Raw genomic sequence first — 16,280 nt, 5'->3', positions numbered from 1 at the left:
GTATGATCGTGGCTGACGCATCGGCTGACTGGGGGACCTTTGAGGCAAGTACTTTCGGCACGGATGAACGCGCTGTCGTCGTCATTCTGGCTGGTGACTGTCGCGTTCCTGCTGATTCTTGTTTCGGCCGGTTTCTTGGCGATCGACCCGATGATCAGCATCGGTGTCGCTTTGGGCCCTGGTATCGCATATGTCGTTGCAACAAGGTCCTGGGCCAGGGTGGCTGTTGTTGTTGTCGGTGGACTCGTAGTTTTTGGATCGACCAGTGACGTCGGCCCTCAGAAGATCCTGTACGCTGGGGCCTTCGTTTTCTGCGCGGCAATCGCGTCCATTCGGCTCTTCCTCAATCCTCCAACTTGGTTTGCAACGTTTAGACCGGTAATGGCGATCGGGCTTATTGTTTTCGCCTGCCTGATGCTGAGCACAGTGGCAAACCCCGGTGTTGACATCACAATGACGATCCGCCAGGGCATTTTTTATGTGATGATTCCATTTGCGCCGATCATCGGAATAGACGCCGGCCGGGATGCTAAATCGCGGGTAGTGATGAGATGGATCGGAGTGATCGGTTGTGTCGCAGCGATTGGATTCGCTTCAGATTGGCTCTACCGCCGCGGGGTCTCGAGCCTGCCGATCGGTCGATTCGTCGTATCGAGTCTAATGCTTCCTGCCCTCGGGTTTGCTCTCGCGATTGTCCGCGCAGTCTATGCGCGCGGATTTGTCCGCCCCTTGTGGCTCATCCCGATCGTCATCATCCCGGCCGCGATGCTCGTCACTGGAACACGGACCAACCTGATAGTTTTTCTCGCTTTGATCGGCGTGCTTGGGATGAAAGCGAAGCGGCGGGTAAATCTATTTGGTGTTGTCGGACTGTCCGTTTTTGTCGTTGGGATGGTTCTGGTTGTCCTCCCTATTGTTGCCGATGCCGTAATTTCCCAGCCTGGATTCCTTGAGAGTCGGATACAGGCGTTGCAACTAGTCCTCGACGGCAGCGCCGGAGCCGATCAGTCATACGCCTTGCGAAACGAACAGTATTATTACGCGGCCCAATGGATTGGCGAATCGCCATGGTTTGGGAAAGGCCTTGGATTCACCCCGTCAATTAGCCTGGACACGCCGCTCGCGGTGCCCTTGCGGGTGGGTATAGTAGGTGCAGCCGCGATCGCGCTCTTCTTGGTCGCCTTCGTCATCGCCTCACGGAGATCGGCGAAGCTGCACGGCTTTACCTTCATGCACACGACGGTCACTGGATTCGCGATTGTGGCGCTGGCAAACCTTCCCTTTGGAACCATGATCGAGGACAAGGGGTTTGCGTTCTCGTTGTTGCTTTTGAGCATGGGGCTTGCGGCGTACATCCAAGAACGGGTCGACGGCGTTCCGGACGTTCCCTTTGATCACTCACCAAAAACGCCGCCGGCTAGTGCACCTTCAAGCGCATACACGTATTTAGTAAATCGAGCAGCAATCGCCGAAGCTGAAGGTCGCGCTCAGGACGAAGAGGCCAAAGTGCCGTGATGTTTCCTTGATTCCAGCTCAGCGAGCCGTATCTCAAGACCGCTGGAAACGGCGCAGTATCCTAGGTGCGTGTCAGGTACGGCGCACTTTTCACAGCGATTTCCGCTGGATCCCCTCGCCCTCGGTCGACCCACCAGTGCAACTTCATCAATCCTAGGTCAGTCGGAGCGTCTGCACCCCGCCACTGAGCGGTGGCCGGTTCGTCGACCAATTCCGCGTCAATCGCCACCTTATTAAGCAAACGGCCGCCTATCGGTTTTTCCGGCGCCATAGCGTCGCCGTGGGGGATTCACCCCCAGTCCACCGGTTGGGAGCGCCCAGAATTTCAGCTCCTGGGGCGTCAGGCTTTGGTTGAGGACCCGCCCAGCCAAGTCTTCGGCCGCCAAACCGTCTGTGCCGGCCACACCATCCGACTAGGGGGACAGCCCGGAGACAGGCGCGAGACCCCAAAGCGCGACTGAGCGGATCCCCGAGCTCACGACCTCATTCAAGAACAACCCGGAGGACTACATTCTCGCCGTCCTCTCTGAGTGTTACTTCCTTGGACAGGGCCTGAAGCGTCGTCATTCCGAGGCTGGGGCGGACCGGGCCTCGGAGTCGGCCAGGGGAACTGATGCTTATGTGAATGGCTCCGGTGCCCGCCGCCGATCGTGCCTCCTGCGGCTCGCTGGCCGACAGTGTGACGCGGACATGGTTTCGTTCGCCGTGTCGGATGGCGTTGGTGAATCCCTCTGAGAGCACTTCGACGACTGCCTCAGCCCTGGCGGGGTCCTCGTCGCATAAGGCCCACACAGCAGGGTCGATGTCGTAGGACAGCTTCAGCACGCGCCCCCAGGTACTCAGCAGGTCCCGGATACTGGACGCTCCGCGCACCGACTGTCCGGCCGACTCTTCCAAGATCTCACTCTCCGCCGCATCCACGGCACGCGTCAGGATATCCCTGACATGTTGTGGGGGAAGACGCTCTTCTGTGTCGTTCCCACCGGAGGCAGCCAGAGCGAGGGCGCTCGAAACCAGGTTCCCCTGGAGCTTGGTGTGTAGGATCCTTGCGATCCTCCGGCGGGTGTGGAGCAGCTTCTGGTGCGCGCGGTCGGCTTGCTTGAGTTGCTCGTTGAGCGAGCGTGCCAGCCTCACTTCGTGCCGCCGTCGTTGGCGCTCGGCAGCTCGAAGAACCGCCACAGTGAGCGCAGTCAGCGGATAGGCCCAGATGGCGGCCCAATAGAAATACGGGACGTAGCCGAACGCCTCCTGCAGTAGGCATGTCATCGACGCGCCAATTGCGGCCGTGCCCGCGTAGCAGAGGGTCATGGCGGAAATTCGCCGTAGGGGACTGGTGATCCTCCGCACGGTCCGGGCCGTCGCGGCGTTCCCGAGGAGCAGGATGGCCCCGCCTGCAACCCATTGAACCAGCAAGAAGAGGACGCCGTATTCCGCCAGCAGACGGACTGAGATGAGTGATTCGAAGAGCAGCACAGGCAATGCGATCGGTGCAGCCTGGATCAAATCCGTGAGTCGCTCGGTGCGTTCTGCACGGGAAGGCGGCCGCGGAGGGGCTGTCTCAGGCGGTAAAGGCGTGTGGTCGTGGAAGAGTTGATGGCTCATCGGGCGCACGACCTCATCGGAGATCGTCCGCAGCAGTCGTGAGGCCTCGGCTCTGGCTAGGGCTGTCATCATCCGGGCAGAGAGGACCGCGTCAAGACGCTCGGACAGTTCGGCGACATAGTCGGAACGGATCGAGCGCAGACGGTTCTCATCGAATCCGAGCTGCGCTTCGATCGCAGCCTGGGCAGCGCGGAGCCGGCGTTCGAGTACGGCATGCCCGCGGATGGAGTCCGTCAGCATCGCGATCGCCGAGAGGAAGACCAGGGCCGCCCCGATATTGATGAGGACCCGGGCCCAGAGATCTTCGCTTAGATCCGCGATATTCAGGGCCTGTGCGGACCAAGCCACCAGGAGCGGGCGGCAGGCGCCCAGGAACGCGAAGGTGCCGAACGCCGTCGTGATTCTGCCTTTGAGGCTCGGCCGTGCCGTGATCAAGGGGCGAAGGAGTATCCCCACAAGACCAAGCATGACGTGCACGAGAAACACGATCGCAGTGCCGGAACCTTCCGCAGCCAGCGTGACCGATCCGGTCCCAGCGAGCGTGACCGATCCGCCGAACATGTTCATGACCGTCAGCGCCAGGGGCAAGGTCAAAAGCCACGACCAGAGGCTCAGGGCATTGCGACCGCCGATACCCCGGGCCCAGAGCGCAGGGGAGCGGCCGCTCATTCTTCGCTATCGGCGGGGGCCGGCAACCCAAACGTGCGCGCGTACAGCGTGGCCGCGGCAACCCGCGGATTGACGCCCGGATTGCGGTTCAGGCCAAGGGCCTCGAACGTGCGCGAGACGGCCTTCTCCACGGAGCGCATGCTGCTTCCCCGTTGTTTGGCGATTTCGGCGTTCGACCAGCCCTCCGCGATCATGCGCAGGATATCCAGCTGTACGCGGGTCAGGGCGCCGATCTTCGCTGCGTCCGACGCCACAGGGGGAGTCACGGTGACGGGAAGCTCCACCAGGGCCGAGTTGACCGCACTGATGAGGGCGTCCACCGAGTCAAGGGACGACTTGTTGACGAAGGTTGACCCCGCCGGCAACTCTGAAAAGGTAGCTTCCGACGGATAGTTGGTGAGGAAAACGATGGCGCACCCGGGGGAGAGCGACTTCGCGACGTGCGCCAGTTCGACGCCGTTGGGCCGCGTTCCCAGATCGATGTCAGTCACAAGAACATCGGGATCGACGGCGGCGAACATCGACAGCGCCTCGGACGCCGACGCGCAGTCATGCACTTCGAAGTCCGCGCCCCTCAAGGCATCAGCGACCAGCCCCCGCATGAATGGCTGATCTTCGACAACCAGCACCCGCCGAACCCACCCCATAGCCCCCATGGTTGAAGGCTATCCGAGCACGCCCATTGATTCACCAGCAGTGCCGGTTGGTTACGGCTCAGGACGGATTACGACGGCGGCGCGCTCGCGGTACGTTTTCGCCACGCCGACGCCGCTTTGCCGGAATGCCGCCGGCGTCGGCCTCAGTGGCGGAGGGCAATCGTGACAACGACAGTAGTGGCGGCAGCCAAAACCGCCAATCCTACGTATGACAGTCTCCGCCTAAACCTTCTCCGACGCTCGCGTCGGGCATCCCTGGCCAAATATCCCGTGCTGTAGTTCCCCATGTCGGGAGGATATCGCCGCTGTATGTCCGGTTGTGGCCCGGGGTTCGGGTATTGCGACCGGATTCGAAAAGGTTCGGGTAGTAGTTAAGCAACCCTGTTTTTTCCACCGTGAAAAGACCAGTATCCGGCACTCGCACGCCACGCTGGGCGCCGGTCGTACTCTGGCCGTGGTTGTTGCCCCCTCTGGGTATGCGGGGCAAGACACGGAGCAGATAGCGAAATCCGGCAATCTATAGGGGGTAGACGTGCATGCGACAATCGCCGCATTCGGATTCTTGAGACCGTGGTCATAGACACCTTGGTCATCCGCAACAATTTGATGATGTTTTTCTCATTTCGGCCGTCGACGCCATTTTGTTCGACGAGTTTCTCGCTCATCCGTTAGCGCCCGCACGAGGGATCCATGATCGGTGCGAAAGAGAACCAGGAGCGGATGCAGCTCTGCTTGACGCGATCCCTTGGACCTGTCGCCAGGGTCTGGTACCCGGGCGCATGCCGGAATCCAGTACCCGCAGCTTGGCCCCCAAATCGAGATGTCCACGTGGGGCACACCCATGCCCTGACGAACCCATCTCTTCCACGAAAGAACCAAACTTCTTTCGCCCGAACGCCCCCGACGATCTCCCGCTGAACCGGAAATCGTCATCCCCGCGCAACGGAGCGGAAGCCACACCCCTAAAGCCAATGACGACATCTTGCCCTAGAGAGGGGAATGCGATGATGCAGCATTCAACCGGAACCGAAGACTGGACGGGCGGCGCCGCCTCCGCGACAGCGGAGAGCCCCCGATGACGCACCACGAGAGCGTCGTCGCGACGGCACAGGCGACTTTTGGCCGCGACGCCGCGATGTTCGAGGGTCTGCTCGGCTTCGTAGCCCAGCTGAGCGTGGTGCTGTGGAGCCTCGTGGTCCTCACCGCAGTTTTCCGCTTCGTTTGCATCCGGATCTATCGGCGCGGCTCCTCCCGCACGGCTCCCGCGGAGACCGTGGCGTCAAGCGCCGCCGTTCCGACCATTACCGTTCCGACCACTACCGCTCCGATCATCACCATGGCGGAAACAAGGGTTCCGACCACCACAGCCGTGATGGACCTGGTCCAGCCGACCGCCGTCGCCCCGTCCTTGAATGTGCCGCTCCGCGCGACTCGCGGCCGGCGCGCCGAGCACCGGCCAGCCGCGCACGCGCGGGCGTTTGCCTCCAACTCCACCGAGTCATGAGCATGGACATCGCGCTCATGATCTTCTGGCTGTTCGCCAGCGTCAGCATCCTCTACGTCTTGCACTTCGGCTTGTACCTGGTGGGCGCCAACTTCTACGACGTTTGGCAGCAGAGACGGAAGGGGATGCGGGGTGTCCGGCTCCCGGCCGGGTACGCGGCGGAGTGCGCGGCGACGGCCACCTGGACCCGCCGTGCCCTCCCCGAGGTGCCCGGGCTGGTATCCATCGCCATCGCCGCCCACAACGAGGAGCCGGTGATCGTCCGGACGCTCGACTCCATCCGGCGCAGCACGTATCGCTCCTTCGAGGTCCTCGTCGCGGACGACGCGTCCGCCGACCTCACCGGTCGGCTTGTCCGCGACTACCAGGTGCGCCACCCCGAGATGGACTTGCGCATCGTGCGGATGCGCAAGAACGTGGGCAAGGGCGCGGCGCTCAACTCGGCGATTCGCCGCCACGCGCGCGGCCAGTTCGTGATGACGCTCGACGCCGATTCGATCATCGAGCCGGACGCCATCTCGAACGCGCTGTCCTACTTCGACGACCCGTACGTGGCCGGCGTCGCCGCCAACGTACAGATCCTGGAGGAGACGACGGTACTCGGCCTCCTGCAGCGGTTCGAGCACATGATTGGTTACCGCTCGAAGAAGCTCTACTCGCTGCTGAACTGCGAATTCGTGGTGGGCGGGGTGGCCTCAACTTATCGGATGCGTGTGCTGCGCAAGGTCGGTTTTTACGACACGGATACCCAGACCGAGGATATCGGCCTGAGCGCGAAGATCACCAGCCTGGGCAACCGGCGCTTCCGCATGATCTATGCCAGCGACGTGGTCGCGAAAACGGAGGGCGTGCTCACGCTCCGGGCACTGGTGAGGCAACGCTACCGCTGGAAGTACGGAAGCATCCAAAACCTCATCAAATACCGCCACATGGTGCTCAACCCGAGCCGCCGGTACACCAGTACGTTGACCTGCTACCGGATGCCGATGGCGCTGCTCAGCGAGTTCACGCTGCTCGTCTCGCCCCTGGCCCTGACGTACGCGGTCTACTGGTCGCTCGTCACGCGGACGCCTGGCCTGGTACTCGGCGCGTACGCGACCATCACCGCCTACACGCTCCTGACGATCTGGATGGATGAGAACCTGACCGAGCGTGAACGCGCCCGGCTGTCCATGTACGCGCCGACTGCGTACTTCCTCTTCTACGTCATGGACCTGGTGCAGCTGACGGCTGCTTTTCGCTGCATCGCGAGCTCGCGCGGCCTGTTCCGGCGTCCCGAGACCAACACATGGAAGTCTCCGCAGCGGGCCGGCAGCGTGGTGGTGGTAGCTCATGCCGCATAAGCGCCGGCGGGTTTCCCGCGTGCTGCTGAATCCGCTCGTGGTCACCTCGGTGGTGGTCGTCATGCTCGCCGCCGGGTGGCTGCTGTACACCGGTGGGACGGGCAGCATCGCCCAACCGCGGCCCGGCGCGAACTTGCTTCCCACGCTCGATCGGACTGCGGCCGGTGCGCTCTCGGCAGCGTCCGGCACGTCGGCAGGCGCAGGCTCCATGGGCGGCTGGAACGCCAGCCATAGCGGGGATGCCGGGACGTCTCTGGAGTTGGTGGACGGGCAGGTCAGCAGCAACCAGGCACTGAAGCTCGACATCACCCACTACGCCTCGGGCGATGTGACTCTTGCGAGCCCGCGGGTGGATGTCAAACCCGGCAAGACCTACCTATTCAAGGCGTTCGCCGCCAGTGACGCGGACTTCACATTGCTCACGCGCCAGTACCACGCCAACGGCAGCACGACTCTGGAGCAGTTACGGAACCCTCTCCAGAAGCCCGGCAATTCCCCGTTCACGGTGAGCGACGCGTTCACCAGCGGAAACACGACGACCGCAGTGGAGTACGTCTTCCGGCTAGCCTCGACGGGTACCCTCCGGGTCGAGGGCGCATACCTCGAGGAGGCGGACGACGTCCGGCTGCAGCCGGACGCGACGACGGTCCCCAACCTCGTCCCCAACCCGGGGCTCGCCGGTCCCCAGCCGGGCGCACCCGATTCATGGTCCCCGTACGCCTCCGGAGCCTTGGCCGCGGAGTCCGGGCGCGGAGCAGACAAGAACGGCAGCTTCCTGTGGACCCGCATCGCGAATTACCAGAGCGGCGAGGCGAAATGGCAGTACCCGCCGATTCCCGTGACCACCGACCGGTCCTTCGAGTTCGGTGCGAGCTACCAGTCCGAGCGCGAAGTGGACGTCGTGGCCGAGTTCGAGCTCGCGGACGGCGGGCGCTTGTTCCACAACCTTGCGACCGTGCCCCCGGCGGGGGAATGGACGAACATAGGCGAGGCATTCCAGGTCCCTGGCGGAGCGAAGTCGGCAATGGTAACCCTGGTGTCCCACGGGAACGGCACGACGCGTGTCCGCGACTATTCACTCACCGACGTCACCAAGCCCGGCCCCCTCCGCTGGGCCCAGCCCATGGTCTCGATTACGTTCGACGACGGCTGGCAGTCGATATATGACCGTGCCCTGCCTTTGCTGAACAAGCACCACTTCACGTCCACCCAGTACGTCAATGCCAGCACCATCGAGACGCCGAACTTCATGACGGCCGCCGAGGTTCAGCAGATGCACGAGGCCGGACACGAGATCGCCGCACATAGCTACGAACACGTCGATCTCACCTCGATCGGCGTCGACAAGCTGGACGAAGAGTTGCGCAAGAGTAAGGAGGCGCTGGCGGCTGCCGGCCTCAGTACCGCCGACCTGGCGCTCCCATACGGACGGCACGACCCGCAGGTTGACTGGTACGCGAACAAGTACTTCGACAGCGTGCGGGGGACAAACGATGGGATCAACACCCGGCAGAACCTCGAACCGCACGACCTGAAGGTCTTCTACGTGACCGACGAGACCACCCCGAATCAGCTGGCGGAAGCGCTCGCCGAGACGTCCCGGGTGAGCGGCTGGCTCATCCTCGTCTACCACCAGATCGCGGCCCCCGGATCGACGGTCACCGGGGGAGACACCATCGCGGGGGACCGGAGCACCATCACTAGCGCCGCCCTCGCCGCCCAGCTGCAGCTCGTCGACGAAAGCGGCATCAAAGTCCAACCGGTAGCGCAGGCGTTCAAGCAATTGCAGGGCCCATGACAACCGTTCGACGGTGTACCCGGCACCGCCGGCCACCAGAAAAAGAAATGAGAAACTCATGACCAGAACCAGATCCAGCTTGGCGCGGGGGCGCACCGGGCTCGCCACGATCGCGGTGGCAGCGGGGGCCATGGTTGCCGCGCTGCTGTCCCCTACGGCAGCGTACGCCGCCGTGATCAACCCCGCCGCAACTCCGCTGGTGTCCTTCACCTTCGACGATGCCCAGCAGAGCGCGCTGACGCAGGCTGCTCCCACGCTGCAGAAATACGGGCTCACGGGCACCGACTACATCATCACCAACTGTGTCGGCATGACAACGGTGCCGAACACCTGCCGCGCCAACACTGATGTCCCGTACCTGACGTGGCCCCAGGTCACCCAGCTGCAGAACACCTACGGCTGGGAGATCGGCTCGCACACCGTCGATCATCAGTGCCTCGTAAGCGTCGGAGGCGATTGCCAGAAGACCAAGCTGACGGCCGCTCAGGTGGATGCCGAGCTGGCCAACAGCAAGGCAGCGCTGGCGGCGAACGGCTTCAACGCGACCGCTTTCGCCCCGCCATACGGCGACTACGACATGTCGGCGCTCGCCCAGATCGCCAAGTACTACACCTCGATGCGCGGCTTCGCCGACACCGGGAACAACATCTGGCCGCTCGGTGACCTTCTCCTCCGGGACGTGCCGGTCCAGGAGGTCACCACCCCGGTCTCCACCCTGAAGGCCAAGGTCGACGAGGCGATCGCCAACAAGACGTGGGCGGTGTTCACGTTCCACGACATCAGGCCGGCGCCGAGCCAGGTCCCCGACGATTACGAGTATGGCACCGCGGAGCTGGATCAGCTGGCCGCGTACGTGCAGACCAAGGTGGCGGCCGGCCAGATCAAGAACGTCAACATCAGCAATGGCCTCGTTACCGGCAGCCCCAACAAGCTCGCGAATCCGACGTTCAACAACGGAATCGGCGACGGATGGCGTACCGACGCCCCGACGACGATCACGGCCGACGCCGCGAACAACGGGAGCTTCCCCGACTCCGCCAAGTCGGTAAAGCTGGTTTCTGGCGCCACGACGGGTCACCTGTTTTCGCCGACAGTTCCCGTGTCGCCGACGACGAACTACATGTTCAAGGCCTTCCTCAACGTGGCCGCAATCACAAGCGGTGAGGTCGGGTTCTACGTCGACGAGTACAACTCGGCCGGGCAGTGGATCTCCGGGCAGTACCGCAAGCGTGAGAATTCGCATTGGGTGGAGTCGATGAACTTCACCTACATGCCGAGCTCGACAGCCGTGGCCTCGGCGAGCCTGCAGATCTGGGTGGTCGGCACCGGCATCACGGCCTACGTGGACAACGTGCAGATGCTGGCGCTCGGCGCGGAGACGCTCCCACCGCCGCCGTCCAACCTCGTCGCCAACGGCACGTTCGACGCCGGCATCAGCTCGGGTTGGACCACCGACTCGGCGGCCACCATCGTGGCCGACGCGGCGAACCACGGGAGCCCGGCGAACCCGGTGAACTCGGTCAAGCTGACTGCCACCACGGTGAACACACACCTCTTCTCCCCGCAGGTCGCGGTGTCGGCCGGCACTTACGATATCGCCAGCTACCTCAACATCACGGCGCGAACCAGCGGTGAGGTGGGTTTCTACATCGACGAATACAACGCCGCCGGGCAGTGGATCTCCGGGCAGTACAAACTTGGGGTAACGGCCGCCGGGGTGAGCAACGTCAATCTGACATACTCGCCCAGCACGACTGCGGTCGCCAAGGCGAGCCTGCAGGTCATCGTCCAAGGGAACTCGGGAATACAGGCGTACTTCGACGACGTCCGGTGGTGGCTACCCTGATGACCGGGCGCCCGCGCCTACTGATCGTGCAGGCGTCCGCCCTCCTGCTCGCCCTCGCAGGCTGCTCCTCGAACGCCCCGCCGCCCGCACCCGACGTGGTGGTCGACCTGATCCATCAGGACTGGCAGAACACGCAGGGAGTGACGGTCCACGGCGACGGGCTTCAGGTCGCGCCGACCGCGCGGAGCATCGTCAAGAAGGACGGCGGGGGAGGACAGCCGAACCCGCCGCTCAACTTGGCCGGCACACACCTGGTGGTTGGCAGCGACTTCACACTGAGCGCGACCTTCGCAGATGTGACCGCGGACGCATCCTTGGCGCTGTACGACCGGCCCCCGGTCATCGCGGATGAGTTCCGCCTTGAGCCGGCGGGCCTGCGGCTCACCCTCCAGGGTGCCAACCTGGAGATCGCCGTGTTCGACGGCGTGCAGAAGAGCGACGTGACGCAGCCAGTCCCTGTGCACGACGAGCATGTAACGGTGAGCGACCCGCGAGCTATGCTCACGGTGCACCGGTCCGGCGACACGCTGAAGATCGCCAGCGGCCCGGACACGCTCTCCTCGCTTCCCCTCGGGAAGGTGTTCTCGTCCGGGAAGCTTTGGCTCGGGTTGTCGAGCAACTCCGGAGCCTTCGACGTCACCTCCCTCAAGGCGGCGGCGCCGCAGGGCGCGGGCTTGAGCACGTCGGGGGCCGCGGTCATCGACGTCCAGCCGTCGGCCGATGGCCTTCAGAAACTGGCCGCCAGGACCCGTCCGGACTTCCGGATCGGCACCGCCGTCGCGCTCGGCCCTCTGACCGGCGACCAGGACTACGCGCGGGAGGTGGCGTCCAACTTCGGCTCCGTCACGCCGGAGAACGCCATGAAGCCGCAGTCCCTCTCCCCGAAGCAGGGCGTCTACACCTTCGAAGAGGCGGACGCGATCATCGCCATCGCGAAGAGCAAGGGCATGGTTGTGCACGGCCACACGATCGCATTCAGCGAGGCGATGCCGCGCTGGATGCAGGACCTGCCCAGCGGCACGGACGCGGAACGCCAGTCCAGCGGCACCGCGCTGCTCGACTACGTCCGCACGGTGGTCTCTCATTTCAAGGGAAAGCTCGATTCGCTGGACGTCGTCAACGAGCCGTTCGACGTCGACCAAGGGACCAGCTTCCAGCAGAACATCTGGTACCGCGTCTTCGGGCCCGGCTACCCGGCGGTCGTCTCCAAGGCCGTTCACGACGCCGATCCGGACGTCAAGCAGTTCATCAACGAGAACGGGGCCGACGTGCCGGGGCCCCGCCAGGACGCCCTGCTCAAGCTCGCGCTCGACACCAACGCCCTGGGCGGCCACATCTACGGCGTTGGACTCCAGGCCCACGTCTACGACCTCAAGACCGACGCCATTCCGCAGGAAGAACTGTCCAAGACCCTCGCCGCCTTCGAGGCGGTTGGTCTCCATGTGCGCATCTCGGAGAACGACGTCACCGACGGCCAGGGGACAGGCGCCCAAGCGGAGCAGTACGCCACGGTGCTGGCGACCTGCCTGCGCTCGCCTGCCTGCGTCTCCTACACGACGTGGGGTGTGGACGACCGCTACGACTGGTTCATCGACAATGATGGCAAGCTGCAGCAGGGCCACGACCTTCTCTTCAACAACGGGCAGCCGACGCCCGCCTACGACGCAATGAGGCGTGCACTGGGCGGCTGACCACCGACTTCAGCCGTCCTTCCCATGGTTGTTGAGGAGGTCCGGGATCTGGTTTCGGAGGATGTGTACTGCGATGCCGAGAGCTACGAGTGATGCGCCGAGCGGGGCAAGCCCGAAGCGTACGACTGAACCGATGAAGCCTGTCAGCCATAGGCCGACGCCCCCGCCGGCGCCTCCTTGGAGAGAGAAAAGCAGCGAAAGTAAGTTTGTGGCCAACGTTTCGAAGATGACTCCGCCCGCGCAGACAATCACGCCGATAATGAGTAGTCGGTTTCTTACCTGGGCAAGAATATGTGGTGTTTGCAATTGAAGCTCCTATTCATATTTAGCCCTCGACGGGTGTAGGGAGCCCCCCACCGACGGGTGAGTCGCTCCCCTCCGCGCGATGATTGCGCGTCGTCGATCGAGGGACTAGGAAGGCGGCTCCCGGTAAGCGTGAGCCATCGGGTCGGTGCGATCGAGCTCGGCTGCGAGTGCACGTGCGGCCTTCTTCCTCCGGTAAAGAACTACTTCATTGATCACGTACAAAACCAGAACCACCGATGGCAAGAGAATTCGAAGCCACAGGTCCCAATTGGTCATAAAAAGGATCGCCAGGGACACCATAAAGATCGGCGGATGCGCGTAGCTGTACCATTTCACGATTGCCTTCTCTCAGAAGCCGCAGTCTCGCCCAGGCATATCCCGGAGCGGAGAGGACGGGCTGGAAAGGTTGATGCCGTAGCACTTTGTGGCAATCAGACTGGCATTTCTAAACGCGCTGTTGATCATAGAGATGACAGAGATAGCTCCGCCAAGGCCAGTCACCCTGCAAATCTGGCTCACGACTTTTGCGATCCATCCGGTGAGCTTGCTAAACGTGCAGCCTGTCCATACTCCGCCTGCGAAGACCATGGTCGTGAGACCAGAAAGTACTCTCAACTCGGCGCCGGTGATAGCGAGGACTGGCCACGGTACCCACTGAATGCTCGGATCGGCCGTTAGGGGAAATGCGTTAGAGGAATTGAAGTCAATGTGCTGAATTAAGGTACCGTCCTCAATCCTGAACGTCGTCGCCACCGGTTTGCCGTCGGCGTCGAATGCCCATGGAGAGACAAAGGTGCTTGTAACTCTTCCCGCGGCGTCTCGAATGAGGACCGAACCGTCAGCTTCCACCTTCGCAGTGGATCCGGCCGAGAGAGCTAATGGGAATCGGTAATCGCGCGGTGCTTTGTCCGATTCGACCGTGATCAGCGTTTGCGAGCCGTGTGGGGTGCTGTACGTAGTCGTTGTCGCGCCGGACAGAGCGGTTGTCAAAAGTGGTGCGCCTTCGCCAATAAAGTGCCCGATCGGGACGCCCTTAAGCTGGGCAGGTCTCGTCTCTGACTTTTTGCCGGGAACGGTAATCCGTACCGCACCCGAGGGGGATTGCGTTTGGACTGCCGCGGTTCCAGGGGCGTTCCCGTCAATCACATCCACGCCGTCGTACTTCTTGGCGATTTCATGCAGCGGAATGGCACTTGGCCCGGGCGACAACCCCTGATCCCAGGCGACAGGCTGGACTCCACCGCCGGCATCAGCTCGTATCCGCTGATCTTCCTGTTCCTGGGGTGCCGTGTTCCTTTGAGCAGTACCTGCCTGTGCCGGTGCGGCAATAAAGATGGCCGCAATCAAAGAAAGGCATGCAGAAGCTGAGGCAAAAATATGTAGACGTCGCAAGGGAAACTCCTATTCATATAGGTGCCCCCGCGACCCACAGCTTGCAGAAATCTTACGACATTATCGCTTTTGTTGGAAGGGACTTTCGAGCAAACTCATCTGACTTGACTCCTTAAATTTGCATATTAAAAGGAGGATTAGCGTAGTCGGCTGTGGTTAGGTTTTTCGACCTACATTTCGATGGTCACTCGCAGTTCCCCCCCCGAAGGACACGGGCCGCGAAGCCTTCCGACGGCTCGCATGGGGGACTAGGATGCCGGAATGAAAGTTACGTTGCTCCGTGGGGAGGGCGAGGGTGGCCCCGATTGCCCGCATCAATTCGTTGGTCGCTGCGATGATTGCCGCGACGCCGAACGAAATTCGAGCGGTGAATCGGGTGGCCATGAGCCTGTAGGCCCCAGCGAATAGTCGGCGGGGAGCCTCCGAACCACCTACTGCAGCTTGAACAAATTGTGCGTCGCCGGACCCTCCAACAACTTGCCCGCGGGCGAGAAGCGCGAGCCGTGCAGAGGGCAGTCCCAGGACTTCTCGGCGTCGTTCCAGTGCAGGATTCCGCCCAAGTGCGCGCATTCTGCGGACACCCTGCACACCACGCCATCCACCTTGCAGATAGCCGCAGGCTTCCCGTGGAAAAGTCCCGTGACGCCCGTGCCCTCTGCGGGGTCGGTTTCCTCGGTGATGGCCGGCTTCCCCTTCAGGGCTGCCTTGTCCCGGAAGTTCTGCTGCTGTGTCTCTACGTTCAACGAAATCGTCGACGCTGCACCGCGGGGACCGGTGACCCGGTGGTGGATGGTGTGGGCCCAGTCAAGCTTTTCGCCACGGATATCGGCGGTGATATCAAGCGCCGCCGCAACACCATTTGTCATGCCCCACTTGTTGTAGCCCGTGCCGAAGAAGATCTTCCCGTGCCCCCGGGGGAACCTGCCGAAGAACGGCATGAGATTGCCGGCCTGGTAGTCCTGGGCGGACCACGTGTGCGTCACCTCGGCACCCGGATAGTGCTGTTCGGCCCAGCCGAGCAGCTCATTCACGTGGACCTGCGTCGACGGCGCCCGGCCACCCGCATGCCCGAACCCGCCCACCAAAAGCAACCTCCCGCCGTCGGGCGTTGGGTAGTCCCTCAGAGAACGCGTGGGCGGCTCCGCGGAAAGGTACATCCCCGGAGGCGGGCTGACCCCATCGGGCAGCCGCAGCGCGGCGGCGTACGAGCGGTTCGGCCGCAGCTTCGCGAAGTAAAGCCCGCGGTTCAGGATGGGTGTCCCGGTGGCGAGCACCACATAACGGGCGCGGACCTCGCCCTTCCTGGTGACCACAGTCAGGGGATCGCCGTTGCGGACGTTCATGACGCGGGTACCTTCAACGATGCTGCCGCCGGCGGCCCGAACATCGGCAGCGAGCGCATCCAAGACGTCCATGGGGTTGAACTGCGCCTGCTTCGCAAGCCGCAAGGCGTCGTCGACGTCGAACGGCAGCCCCGTCTCCCGGGTGGACTTGACGTTGAGTCCCGCAGCCCGGGCCACAAAGGCTTCCGCGCGGAGCCGATCCGCGCCGGTTGGGGTGGTGGCGAAGGTGTAGGCATCCCGATACTGGAAAGGCACACTCCGCTCCTCGAGATAGGTGAGCAACCACTTCTGGCCCGCCCTGTTCGCATCAACGTAGGCACGGACCACGTCCACGGGATACTGGTTTCGCAGCGCGGACAAGGCTGTGCCCTGCAACAGGCTCAACTTGGCCGTGGTGTTTCCGGTGTTGACCGCCCCGATATGTCGGGCCTCGAGGACCAGCACGCTGCTCCCGGTCCGTGCCAGCATGAGCGCCGTCGCCAGGCCCGTGATTCCCGCGCCGACCACGACGACGTCGTAACTGTTCCCGGGCGTGAATTCATCGGGGCTCGCGGCTGCGGAAGCTTCGCGCGCGTCTAGCCACAAAGAAGTCATAGCGGTCCCACGTCCCTTCAG

The 16,280-nt window shown here is 63.0% G+C and carries 12 protein-coding genes; 6 read left to right on the top strand and 6 right to left on the bottom strand.

What is annotated here, in order from left to right; genetic code table 11:
- The first annotated feature begins 63 nt into the window (after positions 1-63).
- The gene (locus AC4CS3_RS11955; protein ID WP_490783653.1) at positions 64-1,515 is read left to right on the top strand and encodes an O-antigen ligase family protein; all 1,452 of its coding nucleotides are present in this window, start codon (positions 64-66) and stop codon (positions 1,513-1,515) included.
- 483 nt (positions 1,516-1,998) lie between these two features.
- On the opposite strand, the gene AC4CS3_RS11950 is transcribed toward AC4CS3_RS11955, so the two are convergent.
- Positions 1,999-3,786 carry a hypothetical protein gene (locus tag AC4CS3_RS11950; protein WP_490783652.1) on the bottom strand — a complete coding sequence of 596 codons (1,788 nt, stop codon included), beginning with the start codon at positions 3,784-3,786 and terminating at the stop codon, positions 1,999-2,001.
- Complete coding sequence (locus AC4CS3_RS11945) at positions 3,783-4,442, bottom strand: response regulator transcription factor (protein WP_490783651.1); 660 nt, start codon at positions 4,440-4,442, stop codon at positions 3,783-3,785. Before AC4CS3_RS11945 ends, AC4CS3_RS11950 begins: the two co-directional genes overlap by 4 nt.
- A 1,075-nt stretch (positions 4,443-5,517) precedes the next feature.
- On the opposite strand from AC4CS3_RS11945, the gene AC4CS3_RS11940 reads away from it, so the two are divergent.
- The 5 genes from AC4CS3_RS11940 to AC4CS3_RS11920 are packed head-to-tail and all read left to right on the top strand — an operon-like array spanning position 5,518 to position 12,624.
- Positions 5,518-5,946, top strand: a complete 429-nt coding sequence (locus tag AC4CS3_RS11940) for a hypothetical protein (RefSeq protein ID WP_490783650.1) — start codon at positions 5,518-5,520, stop codon at positions 5,944-5,946.
- Positions 5,943-7,289 (top strand): glycosyltransferase family 2 protein, encoded by a 1,347-nt coding sequence (locus tag AC4CS3_RS11935; protein WP_490783649.1) that lies wholly within the window; start codon positions 5,943-5,945, stop codon positions 7,287-7,289. Before AC4CS3_RS11940 ends, AC4CS3_RS11935 begins: the two co-directional genes overlap by 4 nt.
- A complete protein-coding gene (locus AC4CS3_RS11930; protein ID WP_490783648.1) occupies positions 7,279-9,087 on the top strand; it encodes a polysaccharide deacetylase family protein in 1,809 nt (602 codons plus the stop codon). The genes AC4CS3_RS11935 and AC4CS3_RS11930 overlap by 11 nt, the downstream gene beginning before the upstream one ends.
- A gap of 58 nt (positions 9,088-9,145) precedes the next feature.
- The gene (locus AC4CS3_RS11925) at positions 9,146-10,933 is read left to right on the top strand and encodes a polysaccharide deacetylase family protein (protein WP_490783647.1); all 1,788 of its coding nucleotides are present in this window, start codon (positions 9,146-9,148) and stop codon (positions 10,931-10,933) included.
- Positions 10,933-12,624 carry an endo-1,4-beta-xylanase gene (locus AC4CS3_RS11920; protein WP_490783646.1) on the top strand — a complete coding sequence of 564 codons (1,692 nt, stop codon included), beginning with the start codon at positions 10,933-10,935 and terminating at the stop codon, positions 12,622-12,624. The genes AC4CS3_RS11925 and AC4CS3_RS11920 overlap by 1 nt, the downstream gene beginning before the upstream one ends.
- Positions 12,625-12,633: 9 nt before the next feature.
- Here the strand turns inward: AC4CS3_RS11920 and AC4CS3_RS11915 are convergent, their stop codons facing one another.
- The 4 genes from AC4CS3_RS11915 to AC4CS3_RS11900 form a co-directional block, all read right to left on the bottom strand.
- Complete coding sequence (locus tag AC4CS3_RS11915; RefSeq protein ID WP_490783645.1) at positions 12,634-12,930, bottom strand: hypothetical protein; 297 nt, start codon at positions 12,928-12,930, stop codon at positions 12,634-12,636.
- Between the two features lie 105 nt (positions 12,931-13,035).
- Positions 13,036-13,266 carry a hypothetical protein gene (locus tag AC4CS3_RS11910; protein WP_490783644.1) on the bottom strand — a complete coding sequence of 77 codons (231 nt, stop codon included), beginning with the start codon at positions 13,264-13,266 and terminating at the stop codon, positions 13,036-13,038.
- A 12-nt stretch (positions 13,267-13,278) separates the two neighbouring features.
- The gene (locus tag AC4CS3_RS11905) at positions 13,279-14,322 is read right to left on the bottom strand and encodes a hypothetical protein (protein WP_490783643.1); all 1,044 of its coding nucleotides are present in this window, start codon (positions 14,320-14,322) and stop codon (positions 13,279-13,281) included.
- Positions 14,323-14,753: 431 nt separating this feature from the next.
- Positions 14,754-16,259, bottom strand: coding sequence for an FAD-dependent oxidoreductase (locus tag AC4CS3_RS11900; protein ID WP_490783642.1), 1,506 nt, complete (start codon positions 16,257-16,259; stop codon positions 14,754-14,756).
- Positions 16,260-16,280 lie beyond the last annotated feature (21 nt).

It is taken from the genome of Arthrobacter sp. SE2 (genome assembly GCF_058244265.1).
Note: the sequence above shows the minus strand (reverse complement) of the source record. Positions and strands in the feature narration are given on the sequence as shown.

Excerpts from the sequence above, each read along its gene's own strand:
- AC4CS3_RS11950 (WP_490783652.1), bottom strand. The coding sequence starts at position 3,786 with ATGAGCGGCCGCTCCCCTGCGCTCTGGGCCCGGGGTATCGGCGGTCGC.
- AC4CS3_RS11955 (WP_490783653.1), top strand. The coding sequence starts at position 64 with ATGAACGCGCTGTCGTCGTCATTCTGGCTGGTGACTGTCGCGTTCCTG.
- AC4CS3_RS11900 (WP_490783642.1), bottom strand. The coding sequence starts at position 16,259 with ATGACTTCTTTGTGGCTAGACGCGCGCGAAGCTTCCGCAGCCGCGAGC.
- AC4CS3_RS11930 (WP_490783648.1), top strand. The coding sequence starts at position 7,279 with ATGCCGCATAAGCGCCGGCGGGTTTCCCGCGTGCTGCTGAATCCGCTC.
- AC4CS3_RS11925 (WP_490783647.1), top strand. The coding sequence starts at position 9,146 with ATGACCAGAACCAGATCCAGCTTGGCGCGGGGGCGCACCGGGCTCGCC.
- AC4CS3_RS11935 (WP_490783649.1), top strand. The coding sequence starts at position 5,943 with ATGAGCATGGACATCGCGCTCATGATCTTCTGGCTGTTCGCCAGCGTC.
- AC4CS3_RS11945 (WP_490783651.1), bottom strand. The coding sequence starts at position 4,442 with ATGGGGGCTATGGGGTGGGTTCGGCGGGTGCTGGTTGTCGAAGATCAG.
- AC4CS3_RS11940 (WP_490783650.1), top strand. The coding sequence starts at position 5,518 with ATGACGCACCACGAGAGCGTCGTCGCGACGGCACAGGCGACTTTTGGC.
- AC4CS3_RS11920 (WP_490783646.1), top strand. The coding sequence starts at position 10,933 with ATGACCGGGCGCCCGCGCCTACTGATCGTGCAGGCGTCCGCCCTCCTG.